Raw genomic sequence first — 18,498 nt, 5'->3', positions numbered from 1 at the left:
ACCCCGATCGCACCCATCCGCTTCGACCTCTTACGTTATATCGCGTTATACCCAACACGCAACCCCGCAACCGCCGTTCCCCTCCCCCGCCCCTATCGTGACCGGCATGCAGTCCTACACGATCGGCCAGGCAGCACGGCTGCTCGGCGTGAGCCCCGACACCGCCCGGCGTTGGGCGGACGCGGGCCGCCTCACCACCCACCGCGACGAGACCGGCCGGCGGCTGGTCGACGGACGGGACCTGGCCGCGTTCTCCGTGGAACTCGCCCGGTCCGGCACCGCCGAGGAGGACACCCCGTACACCTCGGCGCGCAACGCCTTCCCCGGCATCGTCACCGCGATCAAACTCGGCGACGTCGCCGCCCAGGTCGAGATCCAGGCCGGCCCGCACCGGCTCGTCTCCCTGCTCACCCGCGAGGCCGTGGAGGAACTGGGCCTGGAGGTCGGCATGGAGGCGACGGCCCGGGTGAAGTCGACGAACGTCCACATCGACCGCACCTGACCTGTCGTAGGTCCGCACATACACACTCATCACCTCTGCTGGCCTCGCTCATGCGATGCGACAGGAGACTTCAGCCTCGCAAATGCGTCAGTATGATCGGCGTATGGGAAGGGCCCTGCGGGCTCTTCCTCCCGCACACAGAGGGAGTGGCCCCGAGATGACCCGTTCCGCGCACCGGGCCCGCCGGATGCTTCAGGTCGCCGGTGTGTCCGCCGCCGCGCTGCTGACGCTGAGCGCCTGTTCCTCCTCCGCCACGGGTTCGGACAAGGGCTCCTCCTCGTCGAAGCTCTCCGGCACGGTCACCGTCTTCGCCGCCGCCTCGCTGGAGGAGAGCTTCGAGGCCCTGGGCAAGACCTTCGAGCAGCAGCACCCGGGCACCAAGGTCACGTTCAACTTCGGCGGCAGCGACACCCTCGCCGCCAGCATCACCGGCGGCGCCCCCGCCGACGTCTTCGCCGCCGCCAGCACCAAGACCATGGCGATCGTGACGGACAAGGGGGACGCGTCGGGCACGCCGGCCACCTTCGTCCGCAACCGGCTGGAGATCGCCACCCTGCCGGGCAACCCCGACAAGATCTCCTCCCTCAAGGACCTCACCAAGCCCGGCCTGAAGGTCGTCCTGTGCGACAGGACCGTTCCCTGCGGCGCCGCCGCCCGGCAGGCCCTGGACGCCGGAGGCCTGAAGCTCACCCCCGTCTCCTACGAACAGGACGTGAAGAGCGCCCTGACCAAGGTCGAGCTGAAGGAGGCCGACGCGGCCGTCGTCTACCGGACCGATGTGCGCGCGGCGGGCGACAAGGTGACGGGCGTGGAGTTCCCCGAGTCGGCCGAGGCCGTCAACGACTATCCGATCGCCCAGCTCAAGAACGCCCCCAACCCCGAGACGGCGAAGGCCTTCATCGCCCTGGTCCGCTCCGCCGAGGGCCAGAGGGTGCTGTCCCGGGCCGGGTTCCTCAAGCCGTGACCGACACAGTGGAGAGCCGTCCCCGCCGCGACCGCCACCGCCGCCGGTCCCGGGCGGTGCCGATCCCCCTGCTGGTGCCCGCGCTCATCGGCCTGGCGTTCCTGCTGCTGCCCCTGCTCGCCCTGCTCGTCCGGGCGCCCTGGCGCAGCCTCCCCGAACAGCTGACCAGCGCCGAGGTGTGGGAGGCGCTCCGGCTGTCCCTCGTCTGCGCCACGGCGGCCACGGCGCTGAGCCTGGTCGTCGGTGTGCCCCTGGCCTGGCTGCTGGCCCGCACACGCTTCCCGGGCCGCGGTTTCGTCCGCGCCCTGGTGACGCTGCCGCTGGTGCTGCCGCCGGTCGTGGGCGGTGTGGCCCTGCTGCTCGCCTTCGGGCGCAACGGCGTGATCGGGCAGTGGCTCGACTCCTGGTTCGGGATCACGCTGCCCTTCACCACCACGGGGGTGGTCCTCGCCGAGACCTTCGTGGCGATGCCGTTCCTCGTCATCAGCGTCGAGGGCACCCTGCGGGCCGCCGACCCGCGCTACGAGGAGGCCGCCACCACCCTGGGCGCCTCCCGCTTCACCGCGTTCCGCCGGGTCACCCTGCCGCTGATCGCGCCGGGCATCGCGGCCGGTGCGGTGCTGGCCTGGGCCCGGGCGCTCGGGGAGTTCGGCGCGACGATCACCTTCGCGGGCAACTTCCCGGGCCGTACGCAGACCATGCCCCTCGCGGTGTACCTCGCCCTCCAGAACGACCCGGCCGCGGCGATCGCCCTCAGCCTGGTGCTGCTGGCCGTGTCCATCGCCGTACTGGCGGCCCTGCGGGACCGCTGGATGACGGCGTCGTGACGCCGTGACCCGGCCCCTGACCCCCTGGACGTGATCCCCATGACCGAGACGACCCACCTCGGCGCACCGCCCCCCGGCCTCCTCCCCGAAGGCCTCGACGCCCGTCTCGTCGTCGACCGGGGCGCGTTCCGCCTCGACATCACGCTCACCGCGGCGCCCGGCGAGGTCGTCGCCCTGCTCGGCCCCAACGGCGCCGGCAAGACCACGGCCCTGCGCGCGCTGTCGGGCCTGATCCCGCTCACGTCCGGCCATCTGCGTCTGGACGGCACCCGGCTGGACGGTACGGCACCCGAGTCCCGCCCGGTCGGTGTCGTCTTCCAGGACTACCTGCTCTTCCCGCATCTGACGGCCCTGGACAACGTCGCCTTCGGGCCGCGCTGCCGGGGCGCCGGCAAGGCCGAGGCCCGTGCCCAGGCCGCCGAGTGGCTCGACCGCATGGGCCTCGCCGACCACGCCGGGGCCAAGCCCCGCCGCCTGTCCGGCGGTCAGGCCCAGCGCGTGGCCCTGGCCCGTGCCCTGGCCACCCGGCCCCGGCTGCTGCTCCTGGACGAGCCGCTGGCCGCGCTCGACGCCCGTACCCGTCTGGAGGTGCGCGCCCAGCTCCGGCGCCACCTCGCCGAGTTCGAGGCCGTGGCCGTGCTCGTCACGCACGACCCGCTGGACGCCATGGTGCTGGCCGACCGCCTGGTCGTCGTCGAGGACGGCCGGGTCGTCCAGGAGGGCACGCCCTCGGACATCGCCCGCCATCCCCGCACGGACTACATCGCCCGGCTCGTCGGCCTCAACCTCTACAAGGGGCGGGCCGAGGGCCACACGGTCCGGCTGGACGCGGGCCCGGACATCACGACCACGGAGGAGCTGTCCGGCCCGGTCTTCGTGGCGTTCCCGCCCGGCGCGGTGACGCTGCACCGGGACCGCCCGACCGGCTCCAGCGCCCGCAACCTCTGGCACTGCGAGGTCGCCGGTCTGGAGACGCACGGCGACCAGATCCGCGCCGACCTCACCGGTGAGCTGCCCCTGACCGCCGACCTCACCACGGTCGCCGCGGCCGAACTCGATCTGCACCCCGGGGCACCGGTGTGGGCGGCGGTCAAGGCGACGCAGACGCACGCATACCCGGCATAGGCGACGCGCCGGGCTACCGTGCCCCCATGAGCCTGAGCATCCGCAACCAGCTCCCCGGCGTCGTCACGGCCGTCACGCCCGGCGAGGTCATGGCGACGGTCAGGGTCCGCCTCGCCGGCGGCCAGGACCTCACCGCGGCGATCACCCGGGAGGCCGCCGAGGAACTCCGCCTCGCGCCGGGCACCGCCGTGCGCGCCCTGGTGAAGTCGACGGAGATCGCGCTGGCCACCGCCCCCGTCGAGGGCCTGTCCATCCGCAACCGGCTCCCGGGCACGGTCCAGGACGTCACGACCGGCGACGCGATGGCCTCCGTCCGCGTCACCGTCGAGGACGGCGCGCTGACCGCCGCGATCACCAAGGACGCGGCGGACGACCTCGCCCTGTCGCCCGGCACCCCCGTCGTCGCCCTGATCAAGTCGACCGAGGTAGCACTCACCGCCCCATGACGGGAGGGGCCCCCGCGCGGCGGAGCCCCTCCCGCGAACCGGCGCTCGCCGGATCAGTCCTCGTACGCGTCCAGCGGCGGGCAGGAGCAGACCAGGTTCCGGTCGCCGAACGCCTGGTCGATGCGGCGCACCGGCGGCCAGTACTTGTCGGCCGCCGCGACCCCGGCCGGGAAGACGGCCTCCTCACGGCTGTAGGCGTGCTCCCACTCCCCGGCGAGCGCGCCGGCGGTGTGCGGGGCGCTCCGCAGCGGGTTGTCGTCCGCGGGCCACTCACCTGAGCCGACCTTCTCGATCTCGGCGCGGATGGCGATCATCGCCTCGCAGAACCGGTCCAGCTCGGTCAGGTCCTCCGACTCGGTCGGCTCGATCATCAGCGTCCCGGCCACCGGGAACGACATCGTCGGCGCGTGGAAGCCGTAGTCGATCAGCCGCTTGGCCACGTCGTCGACGCTCACGCCGGTCGCCTTGGTCAGCGGCCGCAGGTCGATGATGCACTCGTGCGCGACGAGCCCGCCCGGGCCGGTGTACAGCACCGGGTAGTGCGGCTCCAGGCGCTTGGCGATGTAGTTGGCGCTGAGCACCGCCACCTGCGTGGCCCGCTTCAGCCCCTCGCCGCCCATGAGCCGGACGTAGGCCCAGGAGATCGGCAGGATCCCGGCGGAGCCCCAGGGCGCCGCGGAGATGGGCCCGACGCCCGTCTCCGGCCCGGCCTCGGGCTGCAGCGGGTGGTTCGGCAGGTAGGGCGCGAGGTGCTCGCGCACCGCGACCGGACCGACGCCGGGACCGCCGCCGCCGTGCGGGATGCAGAAGGTCTTGTGCAGGTTCAGGTGCGAGACGTCCCCGCCGAAGTGCCCCGGCTTGGCGAGCCCCACGAGCGCGTTGAGGTTGGCCCCGTCGACGTAGACCTGACCGCCCGCCTCGTGCACCTGCGCGCAGATCTCGGAGACGTGCTCCTCGAACACGCCGTGCGTGGACGGGTAGGTGATCATCAGCACCGCCAGCTCGTCACGGTACTGTTCGATCTTCGCCCGCAGGTCCTCGACGTCGATCTCGCCGTCCTCGGCCGTCTTCACGACGACGACCTTCATGCCCGCCATGACCGCGCTCGCGGCGTTGGTGCCGTGCGCGGACGACGGGATCAGGCACACGGTGCGCTGCTCGTCGCCGTTGGCCCGGTGGTACCCGCGTACGGCGAGCAGTCCGGCCAGCTCGCCCTGCGACCCGGCGTTCGGCTGGAGGGAGACCTTGTCGTACCCGGTGACCTCGGCGAGCCGGTCCTCCAGCTCGTGGATGAGCGTGAGGTAGCCCTGGGCCTGCTCGGCGGGCGCGAAGGGGTGCAGCTGCCCGAACTCGGGCCAGGTGACCGGCTCCATCTCGGTGGTCGCGTTGAGCTTCATGGTGCAGGAGCCCAGCGGGATCATGCCGCGGTCGAGCGCGTAGTCCCGGTCGGCCAGCCGGCGCAGGTAGCGCAGCATGGCGGTCTCGGAGCGGTACTGGTGGAAGACCGGGTGCGTCAGGTAGTCGTCGGTACGCAGCAGACCGGCCGGAAGCCCGTCCTCCGCGGCGGCGTCCAGGGCCTCGATGACGCCCTCGACACCGAAGGCGGCCCACACGGCCCGCAGCTGGGCCCGCGTGGTGGTCTCGTCGCAGGCGATCGAGACGTGGTCGGCGTCGACGAGACGCAGGTTGACCCCGTTGTCCCGCGCGGCGGCCACGACCTCCGCGGCCCGGCCCGCGACGCGCACGGTGAGGGTGTCGAAGTAGGAGCCGTGCACGACCTCGACGCCGCCGTTCGCGAGCCCGGCGGCGAGGACCGTGGCGTACCGGTGGGTGCGCCGGGCGATGCCCTTCAGACCCTCCGGCCCGTGGTAGACGGCGTACATGCCGGCCATGACGGCGAGCAGCACCTGCGCCGTGCAGATGTTGCTGGTCGCCTTCTCCCGGCGGATGTGCTGCTCGCGGGTCTGCAGCGCCAGCCGGTAGGCCTTGTTCCCGTCGGCGTCCACGGACACGCCGACCAGCCGCCCGGGCAGGCTGCGCGCCATCTTCTCCTGGACGGCCATGTAGCCGGCGTGCGGCCCGCCGAAGCCCATCGGCACACCGAAGCGCTGGGTGGTCCCGACCGCGATGTCCGCGCCCAGCTCCCCGGGCGACTTCAGCAGCGTCAACGCGAGCAGGTCGGCGGCGACGGTGACGAGCGCCCCGAGTTCGTGCGCCTGGTCGATGACCGGCTTGATGTCCCGTACGGCACCGGAGGCGCCCGGGTACTGGATCAGCACGCCGTTGATCTCGCGCTCGGCGACCTCGGCCGGGATGCCCTCGCTGAGGTCCGCGACGACGACCTCGACGCCGGTCGGCTCGGCCCGGGTCTGGATCACGGCGATGGTCTGCGGCAGCGCGTCCGCGTCGACCAGGAACAGGCCCTTCTTGTTCTTGCCCATCCGCCGCGACAGCGCCATGGCCTCGGCGGCCGCGGTGCCCTCGTCCAGCAGGGAGGCACCGGAGGTCGGCAGTCCGGTGAGGTCGGCGACCATGGTCTGGAAGTTGAGCAGCGCCTCCAGCCGCCCCTGCGAGATCTCCGGCTGGTACGGCGTGTAGGCCGTGTACCAGGCCGGGTTCTCCATGACGTTGCGCAGGATGACCGGCGGCGTGAACGTGCCGTAGTAGCCGAGCCCGATCATGGAGCCTAGGACCTGGTTGCGGTCGGCGAGGGAGCGCAGCTCGGCGATCACCTCGGCCTCACTGCGCGCGCTCGGCAGATCGAGGGCCTCGGTGCTCTTGATCACGGCCGGGACGGCAGCGGCCGTCAGCTCGTCCAGCGAGCCATAGCCGACCTGCGCGAGCATCTTGGCGCAGGCCTCGTGGTCGGGGCCGATGTGGCGCTGCTCGAAGGGGACTGCCTCTTCGAGCTCGGAGAGCGGAATGCGGTGGGCGGTCATTTGCGGAGGCCTCCTGGTCACACGACCTTCGAGGGGCACCACGGCGCGGGTACCCGGACGGCCTCCCCCTCTGTCATCTCAACCTGAGAGCTTCACCGGATCGCCCGAAGGCCTCCGGCTTTCACCGTCGGTGAGAGCGGAAGCCGTCGACACCCGCTCTGCTTTCCAGAGTGACCTCGTCCGTGCGGTACGTGGGCCTGAGAGATTCCGGGGAGGATTTGCTCCTTCGGCGCCTCCGGTGGTGTCCGGAGGACTCTCCCGCACAGGGTCAACAGCCGCTGCCAGCGTACCAGCGCGGTCAACGCACGAACCTTCGAGTGGCCACCTCTCCGATTGTGCCGTTTTGTTGTGCTTACGGATGACTTGCGACCACGTGGAGGGCCCGTGCGAACCGATATCGATCCGCGCAACCTGATCGGCCGCAAGGCATTCGACCGCAACGGAACCAGGATCGGCACGATCGACGAGGTCTACCTCGACGACGCCACCGGCGAGCCCGAGTGGGCGGCCATACGGACCGGCCTGTTCAGCAGGGACGCGTTCGTCCCTCTGGAGCCCAGCGAACTGATCGACGGCGCCCTCCACGTCCCCTTCGACCGCGCCCTGATCAAGGACGCCCCCGACTTCGGCGTCGGCCGCCACCTCTCCCCGGAGCAGGAACTCCAGCTCTACCACCACTACGGTCTCGACATCGCCGCTCCTCCCCCACTCCCGGACCACAGCTTCGGCAAACTGGCCGGCACGGACGAGCCGACGCCCTGACGCCGGCCCTGCCGCCACCGCCCTTACCTCCCTCTCGCCGAGCGCGCCGCCGCGCAGCCGGGCCCCCGACGGCGGCTGGTCTCGCCACCCTCCGGAAACCGGACACCACACGACCACCGCTACCCCTGCGAGGCCGCGGACTGCGCACTCCCGGAGGCCCGCGCCCCACGAACACCACTCCCGCCGCCACCCACAGCTCCAGCGGAACCGGCACCACCAGCCCCCTCAGGTCTTCGTAAGACCAGCGGCAACGGCTCCGCCGGCTCCAGATCAGGGTCGTCCACCCGGAAGGTCCGCACCCGCCCGGGCGTCGAGCCGGGCGTCTCGAACCGCACGGTCACCCGCCCCAGACCGCTGCCCTGCACCCACCCGTGCCCGAACTCGGCGTGCCGCACGTCATGCCCGGCAGGCCACCGCCGGTCGGCGAGCGCCGGCTGCTCCTCGGCCTGCGCCGCGGCGTGCTCCTCGACCGGCCCCTCCGCGACGGCCCGCTCCCCCGCCGCCTGCGCGAAGAGGTCTTCCTGCGTGTAGTCGGCGAGCCCGCTGACCCCGACCCCGAGCAACCGCACCCCGCCCGTCGTGTCGACCGAGTCCAGCAGCCGGGCCGCCGCCTCACGAATCACCGCGGGATCGTCCGTCGGCCCCCGCAGCGTCTCGGAACGGGTGAGCGTCGAGAAGTCGTACCGCCGCACCTTCAGCACGATCGTCCGCCCGGACAGCCCGGCCCCGCGCAGCCGCCGCACGCACCGGTCGGCAAGCCGCTGCACCTCCAGCCCGACCCGCACCCGGTCATGGATGTCCACGTCGTAGGTGTCCTCGACCGACACCGACTTCGTCTCCCGCTCCGCCACCACGGGCCGGTCGTCCCGCGCCAGCGCCATCGCGTAGAGGCCGTGCCCGTGCGCCTTCCCGAGCAACCGGACCAGCTCGTCCTCGCCCGCCTCGACGATCTCCTCGACCGTGGTGATCCCGGCCCGCCGAAGGTGGTCGCCCGTCGCCGGCCCCACCCCCGGAAGCGTCCGCACCGACATCGGCCCGAGCATGGCCCGCTCGGTCCCCGGCTCGATCACCACCAGTCCGTCGGGCTTGGCCTGCTCCGAGGCGATCTTCGCGAGCATCTTGGAGGCGGCGAGCCCCACCGACCCCGTCAGCCCCGTGACGGCCCGGATGTCGGCGCGCAGCTGCGCCCCGACCAGGCGCGCCGACTGCTCGTCCCAGGCCGCTCCCCCGGCCTCCAGGTCCACGAACGCCTCGTCGAGGCTCAACGGCTCCACGAGCGGCGACAGCGCCCGCAGCAGCTCCATGACCCGCTCGCTGATCGCCTTGTAGAACCCGAAGCGCGGCACGAGATACGCCGCATTGGGCGCGAGCCGCCTGGCCTGCCCCATGGGCATCGCCGAATGCACCCCGAAGACCCGCGCCTCGTACGACGCCGTGGCCACCACACCCCGGGGCCCGAGGCCGCCCACGACCACGGCCTTCCCGCGCAGACTCGGCTTGGACGCCTGCTCCACCGAGGCGAAGAAGGCATCCATGTCGAGATGCAGGATCGTAGGCGCGGTTCTCACATCTCCGATGCTGCCCTACGCCACTGACAACGCCCCCGGCGACCACTCGGACCCCTCGGACCGCGCCGGCCGGAACCGCTTGCCGTGCGGCGCGGAAACGTCCCGCCTACTGCGGCCGCACACTGCCCAGGGCTCAGACAGCCCGGTTCCGCCGTCGCGCCAGCTCGTCCGCCGGGTTGGGCCCGACCAGCGTCTCGCCGGTGTCGATCCGCTCCCCGTGCAGCTGGGACAGGGCGCTCTCGACGTCCCGCCACACCACGCCCACGGCGATCCCGAAGACGCCCTGGCCCCCTTGGAGCAGGGCGTGGACTTCGTCCGGCGAGGTGCACTCGTACACCGTCGCGCCGTCGCTCATCAGCGTCATCCGCTCCAGGTCGCGGAAACCGCGTTCTCTCAGGTGCCGGACGGCTGTGCGGATGTTCTGCAGCGACACCCCGGTGTCGAGGAACCGCTTGACGATCTTCAGGACGACGACGTCCCGGAAGCTGTACAACCGCTGAGTCCCGGACCCGTAAGCGGGGCGCACACTCGGCTCGACGAGACCCGTACGGGCCCAGTAATCCAGCTGCCGGTACGTGATACCGGCGGCGGCGCATGCCGTGGGACCTCGATAGCCGATCTGCTCGGACGCCATGGACGTCGTCCCTCCGCTGCTCGGCACGGCCGTCGGTCGCTGCGGAGCGTGATCGGCCGCGCCGCCGGGCTGGGAGTATCCCCCGCTCGAGCGGAGCCGAGAGCCGGGGGGAGGGTACGGACCGCTCGCCCTGAGACTGCGCTCGGGGCCGCCCCCAGCCGTACCGTCGCCGCTGCTTCTCACGCCGACCTCCGTCCTTGACCTGCCTTCTCGACGGTAGGCAGTCACCAGGGGTGCGTCAACGATCGCCACACTCGCCACGCCGAGTGATAATCACCCTAGGAGTGGTTTCCCGTGCCCCACCGCGGGGAAAGGCTAGCCGAATGCGTTCGGCATGGGCCGTGTGACGCTCTCACTCGCCACCGGCACATGCGGGCATTTCACCCGGACAACGCGGCGGGCGGCCCCGCCGCGGACCACATCGTCCGCCGGGCCGCCCACACACCTCACTGACCGCTGCTGCTCCCGCCCGGCGCTTACCGGACCGGGGTCACTGGCTGCTGCTGCCGAAGTCCTCCGGGGAGATCTGGTCGAGGAACTCGCGGAACTTCTCCACCTCGTCCTCCTGCTCGTCCGGGATCGCGATTCCGGCGTCGTCGAGCACTGTGTCGCTGCCGTAGATCGGCGTCCCGGTGCGCAGGGCGAGCGCTATGGCGTCGGACGGGCGGGCACTCACCTCGACGCCACTGGCGAAGACCAGCTCCGCGTAGAAGACGCCCTCACGCAGGTCCGTGATGCGCACCTCCGTGAGCTCCTGACCGACAGCCTCCAGCACGTCCTTGAAGAGGTCGTGGGTCAGCGGCCGCGCGGGAGCCATGCCCTGCTGGGCGAAGGCGATCGCCGTCGCCTCCCCCGGTCCGATCCAAATGGGGAGGTATCGGTCGCCTCCCACTTCACGCAGCAGCACGATCGGTTGGTTGGAGGGCATTTCGACCCGGACACCTACGACATCGAGCTCGTTCACACAGCAACCCTAGGCCGTGCTCGGGACGTTTGGGTAGTCGGGCCGGGATCGGGCGCCTGATCCGGCCCCCGCGCGGCCGGCCGCCTCACGGCAGCCGCACCCCGAGCGCGGTCTGCACGAGCGCCGCGTGCAGCTTCACGGTGAGCCCCGCGAGTTCCTTCGCACGGGCTTCGGCATGAGCCCTGGTCTGCGGGTTCCGGTGCCGCCTCAGCGGGGCCACGACCTGGTCCACGAGCCCGGCCTCACGGTCGGCGGCGGCCTTCATCACCCGCAGGTGCCGCGGCTCGATCCCGAACCGCCCGAGCTCGGCGACGAGCGAGGCCACCGTGACCGCCTCGGCGTCGTACGCCCCGTCCTCCAGTGGAGTGACGAGCCCGTACGACTCCCACTCCCCGAGCTCCTCCTCCTCGACCCCGGCGGCGGCGAGCAGCTCGGCACGCCCGATCCTGGCGGCCGTGGGCCCCTCGGCCGGTTCGGGCACGGCGTCGCCGTCCCGCTGACGGCCCAGCGCCGGCAGGGGTACGGCCTCACCGCGTTCCATGGCCTCCAGGTGCTCCCGGATCACCTTCAGGGGCAGATAGTGGTCCCGCTGCATCCTCAGGACGTGACCGAGGCGCTCGACGTCGTGGGCGCTGAACTTGCGGTACCCCGAGGGGGTCCGCTGCGGCTCGATGAGCCCCTCCGACTCCAGGAAACGGATCTTGGAGATGGTGACTTCGGGAAACTCGTCGCGCAGCACGTTCAGCACCGTGCCGATGCTCATCAGCCCACTGTCCGTGGCGGCGGCGCCGTGCCCGGCACCGCCGCTCGGTGTTCGAAGCATGGACCTTCCCTGACGGATGGACCTTCGCTGGGGGTCGCCCCGGAACGAACCCGGGTCAGTAGCCCCGCTGGCTGGCGTAGAAGACCAGCCGGTACTTGCCGATCTGCACCTCGTCACCGTTGTTCAGGGCAACCTGGTCGATCCGCTCGCGGTTCACGTACGTACCGTTCAGGCTGCCCACGTCGGCCACCGTGAACGAGCCGTCCTGGCCGCGGCGGAACTCCACGTGCCGCCGGGAGACCGTCACGTCGTCCAGGAAGATGTCGCTCTGCGGGTGACGCCCGGCCGTGGTCAGATCGCCGTCCAGCAGGAAGCGGCTGCCCGAGTTCGGCCCGCGACGCACGACCAGGAGCGCGGAGCCCAGCGGCAGCGCGTCGACGGCCGCCTGCGCCTCGGGGGACAGCGTCGGCATCGGCGTCTGGCCGGTGGTCTCGCTGTCGTAGGCCTCAAGGCCGGAGATGGAGATCGTGGACGTCGTCTCGGACGGACGCTCCGCCGCCGCCCCGGCCCGCAGCGGCGCGCCGCAGTTCGAGCAGAAGCGGCTGTTCTCCGCGTTGCGGTTACCGCACCTCGTACACACCAGGGCCGACATCGGATCCTCCTGCCGCGGCTGCCCACCAGGAGCATTGGACGCATACGGGTCGGAGAAGCCCCCACCCGCACCTGAGGCTGACGGTTGGCCGAAACCTATGCCGCCGGGCTGCGCAGGGTCAACCGACGGCGCGCCCTGACCTCCGGAAATGTCCCCGCCCGGACCACCGACCTGGTCACGGAAGAGCGGCCGCTGGCCTTCCGCGTCAGGCTGTGCGCGATGACGAGCGGTGGCGTTGTCGCTGCCCTCTCGCGCGCTCTTGCCGAACAACTTCGCAAACAACTTCACGGGCGATTCCCCTTGACCGAAACAGACCCGCCCGTGGGGCAGGACGAACCCTGACTGAACACTCTGACCGACCCGGACATCCTGACAACGTCCGTCTGCACCAGACAGTTTCCACCACGCACCACCCATTCGGTGCGCCGACCCCCCGCAACCTCATGCCCTCGCCGGACGCCGCCCATGCACCCCCGGTTCACTGCGAGGACGACCGAGCGTAGTCAGGCCGCTTCGCCGCTCGCAAGGCGTCCACGACGATCTTGGTCGACCGCTCGATCGTGGCCGTGGCCTGTTCCTTCTCGAGAGTCTGCACCACGCCTCCGGGGATGTTGAGCGCCGGCTCGAGGTCCTGCGGCTTGCCGATGACCTTGAAACGATAGGGCGCGGTGATCTTGTTCCCGTCGACGCTCACACCGTTGCCCGAGTCCGTGAGGTAGGTGCCGGCGACGACCCGCACGCCGTTCACCTGGATCGCCTCCGCACCCGCCGCGCGCAGCTCCTGGATCGCGTCGAGCAGCATGTCCGCCTCGACCGTCCCCTTCGTGTCCTCGATGGTCATGGTGATGCCGGGCCCCTGCGCGGCCACGGTGCCCGCGAGGATGCCGAGTTGCCTCTCCTTCTCGATCGTCTGCTTCCGGGCCTCCTCGGCCTGGTCCGAGCTGTTCTCCAGCTCGTCGCGCTGCTTCTCGAGACCTTGCTTCTCGTCCTCAAGACGCTGTGTGCGGTCATCCAGTTCATCGAGGATCCGGACGAGATCTTCCTGCCGCGCACCGCGCAGGGCACTGTCGCTGTCACTGTTCGAGGCCACCTGCACGGCCAGCCCGAACCCGAGACCGAACAGCAGCACCGCGACGATGAGTTGGGCCCGTGACAAACGCGGCGGCCACAGCCCCTGCACCAGCCGCTGCCGACCGGTCAGCCGCGGCTCGGGATCCTCCGCCTCCGGTTCAGGCCCCGGGTCGGGCTCCGGGGCGTCCTGGGCGGCGGGGGCCGACGCGGGCGCGGACACCTCCTGGGGCAGTTCCTTGCGCAGCCCGTTCCCGGATTCGCCGCGCTCCTCGCGCTGCTCATCGCGCGTGTCGCCGTGCTCCTCGGCGCGCTTGCCGTCCTGCTCGCTCATCGGCCTCACGCCCGGAACACGTGCCGGCGGATCGCCGCGGCGTTGGAGAAGATCCGGATACCGAGGACGACCACCACACCGGTCGACAACTGGGCGCCCACGCCCAGCTTGTCACCCAGGAACACGATCAGCGCGGCCACGACGACATTCGACAGGAACGACACCACGAAGACCTTGTCGTCGAAGATCCCGTCGAGCATGGCCCGCAGTCCGCCGAAGACGGCGTCGAGCGCCGCCACGACAGCGATCGGCAGATAAGGCTCGACCACCGCCGGAACCTCAGGCCGGACCAACAGGCCGGCCACGACTCCCACGACGAGGCCCAGTACGGCGATCACGATGTGCCCTTCTCGCTCTTCTCAATGCTCGGCTGTGCTGTACGTACGATCACACTCGGTGCGGCAGGCAGCCGGAGGTCGTCCTCCGCGGAGATGGCTGTCCTGATGCCGTAGCTCTCCTGCAGCGCGTTGAGATACAACCCGTCCGCGCTGTTCTGGAACCGAGTGCTCAGCCGCTGCCCGTCCCCCACCGCGAGCACCGTGTACGGCGGCACCAGCGGCTTGTTGTCGACCAGTATCGCGTCTCCCGCGGCCCTGATCGCGGACAGCGCCGTCAGCCGCTGCCCGTTGATGGAGATCGCCTCGGCGCCCGACTCCCACAGCCCGTTGACCACGCGCTGCATGTCCCGGTCGCGCACGCGTCCGGTGTCGGAGAAGCCGGAGTTCTCACGGGCATCACCGTCACCTCCCGCGGCCGCTTCCTTGGCATCGTTCACCACGAGCTTCACGCCGGGACCGTGCACCGCCACGGCACCCGACAGGATGCCCACCAACTCCGACCGGGCACTGCCGCCGCTGTGCTTCAGCGCCTCGCGCTGCCGCGCGCTGACGTCCTCGCGCAGCTTGTCGACGGAGTCCTCCAGCTTGTCCGCCGCCTCGGTCTCCCGGTCGATGCGGTCGACCAGTTCTTCCCGCTCCTTGGCGACGACCGGAGCGGCGACCCGCGCCTGTGCCGCCCCGACGGTCACGACGAGGGCCGCGAGCACCAGGCCGGCGGCGAGCCCCAGCTTCGCCCTGAGGGTCTTCGGCATGCCGGCGTCGCCCGCGGCCCTCTTCCGAGCGGCGGCCTCGGCGTATCCGTCGTCGAGGCTGTGGTCCATGACGTTGGTGATCAACGACATGGACGCATCCGGGCGCCGGGGCCGCGTGGGTGTGCTCCGAATGGGGGGTTGCTGCGGCATGCCGCACATCGTCGCACGTCGCGGCCACTACCTCCGAACGGCCCCACCGGCGTGCCGGACAGGCCCCGTTGGGGACACTTGTCCGGCACGCACGCGTGCAGCCCGTTCTACCGGCCGGCGCTGTCCACGACCGCCGACCACTCGTCGAGCAGGGCCTGCGCGGAGGCGTCGTCCGGCCCCTCGGCCCACAGATGGGTCACGGCCTCGGCCGGGTCCGGCAGCACCATCACCCAGCGCCCGTCGGTCTCCACCACACGCACGCCGTCCGTGGTGTCCACGAAGCGATCTCCGGCCGCTTCGACGACCCGCCGCATCACCAGGCCCTTGACGGCCCACGGCGTCGCCAGATCCCGCTTCAGGACGTGCGCCCGTGGGATCCGCGCGTCGATCTGGCTGAGCGTGAGCTGCGTCCGCGCCACGAGCCCGATGAGCCGTACGAAGGCCGCGGTGGCGTCGTACACGCTGCTGAACTCGGGGACGATGAAACCGCCCTTGCCGTCGCCGCCGAAGATCGTCCCTTCCTCACCGCCGACGCGCGTGAGGTCGTCGGGAGAGGTGGTCGTCCACTCGACCTGGGTCCCGTGGTACGCCGCCACCTGCTCGGCGATCCGGGTCGTGGTCACCGGAAGCGCGACCCTGCCGCTGCGACGCTCGGCGGCGACGAGGTCCAGCATGACGAGCAGCGCGCGGTCGTCCTCGATGATGCGCCCCTTCTCGTCGACGAGCGACAGTCGCTCACCGACGGGGTCGAACCGCACACCGAACGCGGCGCCCGAGGACGCCACGATCTCCCCGAGCCGCACCATGCCCGACCGCCGCATGTCGGCCGTCTCGGTCGGCCTGGACTCGTCGAGGCCGGGATTGATCGTCAGCGAGTCGACCCCGAGCTTCCCGAGCAGGCTCGGCAGCACGAGACCGGCACTTCCGTTGGACGCGTCCACGACGACCTTGAGCCCGGAGTCCGCGATCCCGGTCGTGTCGACATTCCGCAGCAGCGACCCGGTGTACGAGTCGAAGACGCTGGCGGGGAAGTGCAGGTCACCGATCTCCCCGGGGAAGGCACGCCGGTACTCCTGGCGCGCGAAGACCCGGTCCAGCTTCCGTTGGCTGCCCTGGGACAGGTCGGCGCCCTGGCCATCGAAGAACATGATGTCGACGGAGTCCGGCACCCCGGGCGTCGTTCGGATCATGATTCCGCCGGCACTGCCCCGCGCGGTCTGCTGCCGCGCCACGGGCAGCGGCACGTTCTCCAGGTCCCGTACGTCGATGGCACTGGCCTGCAGCGCGGAGATCACCGCCCGCTTCAGCGCTCGGGCACCACGCGAGTGGTCCCGGGCCGTCGTGACGGTCGAGCCCTTCTTCAGGGTCGTCGCGTACGCCCCCGCAAGACGCACCGCCAGTTCCGGCGTGATCTCCACGTTGAGGATTCCGGACACACCACGGGCACCGAAGAGGTGCGCCTGTCCCCTGGATTCCCAGATCACCGAGGTGTTGACGAAGGCGCCGGCCTCGATGGTCTTGAAGGGGTAGACCCGCACATTGCCCTGGACGATCGATTCTTCACCGATCAGGCACTCATCGCCGATGACCGCCCCGTCCTCGATCCGCGCCGCGCGCATGATGTCGGTGTTCTTTCCGACCACGCAGCCGCGCAGATTGCTGTGCGGTCCCACGTACACGTTGTCGTGAACAACGGCCTTGTGCAGGAAAGCGCCGCTCTTGACGACCACGTTGGAACCCACGACGGTGTGCTCACGGATTTCCGCGCCGGCCTCGACCTTGGCGTAGTCACCGATATAGACGGGACCCCGGAGAACGGCGTCGGGGTGCACCTCGGCGCCCTCGGCGACCCATACTCCCGGAGAGATCTCGAAGCCGTCGATGTCGACGTCGACCTTGCCCTCCAGGACGTCGGCCTGCGCCTTCACATAGCTCTCGTGGGTGCCGACGTCCTCCCAGTACCCCTCGGCCACATAGCCGTAGATCGGCTTGCCTTCCTTCATCAACTGCGGGAAGACGTCGCCGGACCAGTCGACGGGCACATCGGGCTCGACGTAGTCGAAGACCTCGGGCTCCATCACGTAGATGCCGGTGTTCACCGTGTCGGAGAAGACCTGGCCCCAGGTGGGCTTCTCGAGGAAGCGCTCCACCTTGCCTTCCTCGTCGACAATGGTGATGCCGAATTCCAGGGGATTGGGCACACGCGTCAGACAGACCGTGACCAGCGCGCCCTTTTCCTTGTGGAAATTGATCAGCTCTGAGAGGTCGAAGTCCGTCAGAGCATCGCCGGAGATGACAAGGAAGGCATCGTCCTTCAACGCCTCTTCGGCGTTCTTGACACTTCCGGCGGTACCGAGTGGCTTCTCCTCATTGGCATAGGTGAGCTCCATACCGAGCTCTTCGCCGTCACCGAAGTAGTTCTTGACGAGCGAGGCCAGGAACTGGACAGTCACGACTGTTTCGTTGAGCCCATGCCTTTTGAGCAGCCTCAGAACGTGCTCCATGATCGGGCGGTTGGCCACAGGCAGGAGCGGCTTGGGCATGCTTGAGGTCATGGGGCGAAGGCGCGTGCCTTCGCCTCCGGCCATCACGACGGCCTTCATGTCGGAAGCGTCCTCCTCTAAGAGACGACGGTCTAGCCGACTTCCCCCGCGAGGATTGTCCCGCACTTTTCGACCACGGGCCATCGCACCGCGCTGGGCGGGTCAATCCGCGAGTTCAATCGGCCATGGAGTCCGCACGGACCAGGCGGCGGACTTGTACCACGTAGAGGACTCCTGCCCACCAGTACAGCGTTGTACCCCATCCGGCGAACGCCCATCCGAAAATAGCAGCCAGTGACGAGATCCAACCACTTCCGTCGCTGAGCAGGAGCAAGGGGAAGGCATACATCAAGTTGAAGGTGGCGGCCTTGCCCAGGAAGTTCACCTGGGGCGGCGGATAGCCGTGCCGGCGGAGGATGCCCACCATCACCAGCAGAACCAGCTCTCGCGCCAGAAGTACGGCGGTCAACCACAGGGGCAGAATCTCGCGCCAAGTGAGACCGACCAATGTCGAGAGAATGTAGAGCCGGTCCGCTGCGGGATCAAGAAGCCGGCCGAGGCTGCTGATCTGGTTCCAGCGCCGCGCGAGCTTGCCGTCCAGGTAGTCACTGACCCCGCTCAGGGCCAGCACCAGGAGGGCCCAGCCGTCACTCTTGGGTCCACCGAACTCGGGCCGCAAAATCAGCCACAGGAAGAGCGGCACGCCGACGAGCCGCGCCATGCTGAGGATGTTCGGGATGGTGAGTACACGGTCCGTCTGGACGCGAGTCTCCTGAACCTCCACCCGGGGGCCTCCTGTGGGAAACGTACCAACGATGCCCCCTGACCTTACCTCAACGCAAAAAAGCTCTGACTCTCGGGCTGTGTACCCAAGAGCCAGAGCTCTAAAAGGAGTTCGGCGGCGTCCTACTCTCCCACAGGGTCCCCCCTGCAGTACCATCGGCGCTGTAAGGCTTAGCTTCCGGGTTCGGAATGTAACCGGGCGTTTCCCCTACGCTATAACCACCGAAACACTATGAAACTGTCAGCCGCACCACATGTGGCATGTGGGGCTGTTCGTGGTTTCAGAACCAACACAGTGGACGCGAGCAACTGAGGACAAGCCCTCGGCCTATTAGTACCGGTCAACTCCACACGTTACCGTGCTTCCATATCCGGCCTATCAAC

General features: G+C 70.1%; 17 protein-coding genes, 2 rRNA genes and 1 riboswitch. Of the genes, 6 read left to right on the top strand and 13 right to left on the bottom strand.

Annotation, left to right across the window (positions count from 1 at the left end; translation table 11 throughout):
- The first annotated feature begins 106 nt into the window (after positions 1-106).
- The 5 genes from ABZ386_RS05260 to ABZ386_RS05240 all read left to right on the top strand — a co-directional run bounded on the left by ABZ386_RS05260 (position 107) and on the right by ABZ386_RS05240 (position 3,864).
- A complete protein-coding gene (locus ABZ386_RS05260) occupies positions 107-502 on the top strand; it encodes a helix-turn-helix transcriptional regulator (RefSeq protein WP_351345042.1) in 396 nt (131 codons plus the stop codon).
- A gap of 157 nt (positions 503-659) precedes the next feature.
- Positions 660-1,466: a molybdate ABC transporter substrate-binding protein gene (gene modA, locus ABZ386_RS05255; protein ID WP_355713773.1), complete on the top strand. Its 807-nt coding sequence runs from the start codon at positions 660-662 to the stop codon at positions 1,464-1,466.
- Positions 1,467-1,474: 8 nt separating this feature from the next.
- Positions 1,475-2,293 carry a molybdate ABC transporter permease subunit gene (gene modB, locus ABZ386_RS05250; protein WP_351345100.1) on the top strand — a complete coding sequence of 273 codons (819 nt, stop codon included), beginning with the start codon at positions 1,475-1,477 and terminating at the stop codon, positions 2,291-2,293.
- Positions 2,294-2,332: 39 nt separating this feature from the next.
- Positions 2,333-3,418: an ABC transporter ATP-binding protein gene (locus tag ABZ386_RS05245; protein ID WP_351345048.1), complete on the top strand. Its 1,086-nt coding sequence runs from the start codon at positions 2,333-2,335 to the stop codon at positions 3,416-3,418.
- Positions 3,419-3,444: 26 nt separating this feature from the next.
- Positions 3,445-3,864, top strand: a complete 420-nt coding sequence (locus tag ABZ386_RS05240) for a TOBE domain-containing protein (RefSeq protein WP_351345051.1) — start codon at positions 3,445-3,447, stop codon at positions 3,862-3,864.
- A 53-nt stretch (positions 3,865-3,917) separates the two neighbouring features.
- On the opposite strand, the gene gcvP is transcribed toward ABZ386_RS05240, so the two are convergent.
- Positions 3,918-6,803 carry an aminomethyl-transferring glycine dehydrogenase gene (gene gcvP, locus ABZ386_RS05235; RefSeq protein ID WP_358963704.1) on the bottom strand — a complete coding sequence of 962 codons (2,886 nt, stop codon included), beginning with the start codon at positions 6,801-6,803 and terminating at the stop codon, positions 3,918-3,920.
- 175 nt (positions 6,804-6,978) lie between these two features.
- Positions 6,979-7,074, bottom strand: a riboswitch (glycine riboswitch).
- Between the two features lie 113 nt (positions 7,075-7,187).
- On the opposite strand from gcvP, the gene ABZ386_RS05230 reads away from it, so the two are divergent.
- Complete coding sequence (locus ABZ386_RS05230) at positions 7,188-7,565, top strand: PRC-barrel domain-containing protein (RefSeq protein WP_358963702.1); 378 nt, start codon at positions 7,188-7,190, stop codon at positions 7,563-7,565.
- A 119-nt stretch (positions 7,566-7,684) separates the two neighbouring features.
- Here ABZ386_RS05230 and ABZ386_RS05225 read toward each other — a convergent pair whose 3' ends face one another.
- The 12 genes from ABZ386_RS05225 to ABZ386_RS05170 all read right to left on the bottom strand — a co-directional run.
- Positions 7,685-9,133 (bottom strand): DNA polymerase IV, encoded by a 1,449-nt coding sequence (locus tag ABZ386_RS05225; RefSeq protein WP_351345060.1) that lies wholly within the window; start codon positions 9,131-9,133, stop codon positions 7,685-7,687.
- 133 nt (positions 9,134-9,266) lie between these two features.
- On the bottom strand, positions 9,267-9,950 hold the full coding sequence (locus ABZ386_RS05220) for a MerR family transcriptional regulator (protein ID WP_358963699.1): 684 nt from the start codon (positions 9,948-9,950) through the stop codon (positions 9,267-9,269).
- A 307-nt stretch (positions 9,951-10,257) separates the two neighbouring features.
- Positions 10,258-10,731, bottom strand: coding sequence for a bifunctional nuclease family protein (locus ABZ386_RS05215; protein ID WP_003988851.1), 474 nt, complete (start codon positions 10,729-10,731; stop codon positions 10,258-10,260).
- Positions 10,732-10,816: 85 nt separating this feature from the next.
- Complete coding sequence (locus ABZ386_RS05210; RefSeq protein WP_356500502.1) at positions 10,817-11,554, bottom strand: MerR family transcriptional regulator; 738 nt, start codon at positions 11,552-11,554, stop codon at positions 10,817-10,819.
- Between the two features lie 55 nt (positions 11,555-11,609).
- Entirely contained in the window at positions 11,610-12,563 is a 954-nt protein-coding gene (locus tag ABZ386_RS05205) for an FHA domain-containing protein (RefSeq protein WP_114250828.1), read from the bottom strand.
- A 61-nt stretch (positions 12,564-12,624) separates the two neighbouring features.
- A complete protein-coding gene (locus ABZ386_RS05200) occupies positions 12,625-13,548 on the bottom strand; it encodes a DUF881 domain-containing protein (protein WP_356500500.1) in 924 nt (307 codons plus the stop codon).
- Between the two features lie 5 nt (positions 13,549-13,553).
- Positions 13,554-13,886, bottom strand: a complete 333-nt coding sequence (locus tag ABZ386_RS05195) for a small basic family protein (protein ID WP_003988855.1) — start codon at positions 13,884-13,886, stop codon at positions 13,554-13,556.
- On the bottom strand, positions 13,883-14,797 hold the full coding sequence (locus tag ABZ386_RS05190) for a DUF881 domain-containing protein (protein ID WP_355713751.1): 915 nt from the start codon (positions 14,795-14,797) through the stop codon (positions 13,883-13,885). The genes ABZ386_RS05195 and ABZ386_RS05190 overlap by 4 nt, the downstream gene beginning before the upstream one ends.
- Positions 14,798-14,895: 98 nt before the next feature.
- A complete protein-coding gene (locus tag ABZ386_RS05185; RefSeq protein ID WP_358963695.1) occupies positions 14,896-17,391 on the bottom strand; it encodes a mannose-1-phosphate guanyltransferase in 2,496 nt (831 codons plus the stop codon).
- Between the two features lie 115 nt (positions 17,392-17,506).
- Complete coding sequence (locus ABZ386_RS05180; RefSeq protein WP_114250831.1) at positions 17,507-18,115, bottom strand: CDP-alcohol phosphatidyltransferase family protein; 609 nt, start codon at positions 18,113-18,115, stop codon at positions 17,507-17,509.
- 109 nt (positions 18,116-18,224) lie between these two features.
- Positions 18,225-18,341 (bottom strand): 5S ribosomal RNA (gene rrf / locus ABZ386_RS05175).
- Positions 18,342-18,425: 84 nt separating this feature from the next.
- Positions 18,426-18,498: ribosomal RNA gene (locus ABZ386_RS05170) — 23S ribosomal RNA — on the bottom strand; the annotation flags it as partial.

It is taken from the genome of Streptomyces sp. NPDC006140 (assembly GCF_040628815.1).
Taxonomy (GTDB): domain Bacteria; phylum Actinomycetota; class Actinomycetes; order Streptomycetales; family Streptomycetaceae; genus Streptomyces.
This window is presented reverse-complemented; position numbering and strand designations above follow the sequence as displayed.

What these genes read in the sequence shown, in the direction of transcription:
- ABZ386_RS05200 (WP_356500500.1), bottom strand. Translation starts at nt 13,548, where the DNA reads ATGAGCGAGCAGGACGGCAAGCGCGCCGAGGAGCACGGCGACACGCGC.
- gcvP (WP_358963704.1), bottom strand. Translation starts at nt 6,803, where the DNA reads ATGACCGCCCACCGCATTCCGCTCTCCGAGCTCGAAGAGGCAGTCCCC.
- ABZ386_RS05185 (WP_358963695.1), bottom strand. Translation starts at nt 17,391, where the DNA reads ATGAAGGCCGTCGTGATGGCCGGAGGCGAAGGCACGCGCCTTCGCCCC.
- ABZ386_RS05240 (WP_351345051.1), top strand. Translation starts at nt 3,445, where the DNA reads ATGAGCCTGAGCATCCGCAACCAGCTCCCCGGCGTCGTCACGGCCGTC.
- ABZ386_RS05260 (WP_351345042.1), top strand. Translation starts at nt 107, where the DNA reads ATGCAGTCCTACACGATCGGCCAGGCAGCACGGCTGCTCGGCGTGAGC.
- ABZ386_RS05210 (WP_356500502.1), bottom strand. Translation starts at nt 11,554, where the DNA reads ATGCTTCGAACACCGAGCGGCGGTGCCGGGCACGGCGCCGCCGCCACG.
- modA (WP_355713773.1), top strand. Translation starts at nt 660, where the DNA reads ATGACCCGTTCCGCGCACCGGGCCCGCCGGATGCTTCAGGTCGCCGGT.
- ABZ386_RS05205 (WP_114250828.1), bottom strand. Translation starts at nt 12,563, where the DNA reads ATGGGTGGTGCGTGGTGGAAACTGTCTGGTGCAGACGGACGTTGTCAG.
- ABZ386_RS05245 (WP_351345048.1), top strand. Translation starts at nt 2,333, where the DNA reads ATGACCGAGACGACCCACCTCGGCGCACCGCCCCCCGGCCTCCTCCCC.
- ABZ386_RS05190 (WP_355713751.1), bottom strand. Translation starts at nt 14,797, where the DNA reads ATGTGCGGCATGCCGCAGCAACCCCCCATTCGGAGCACACCCACGCGG.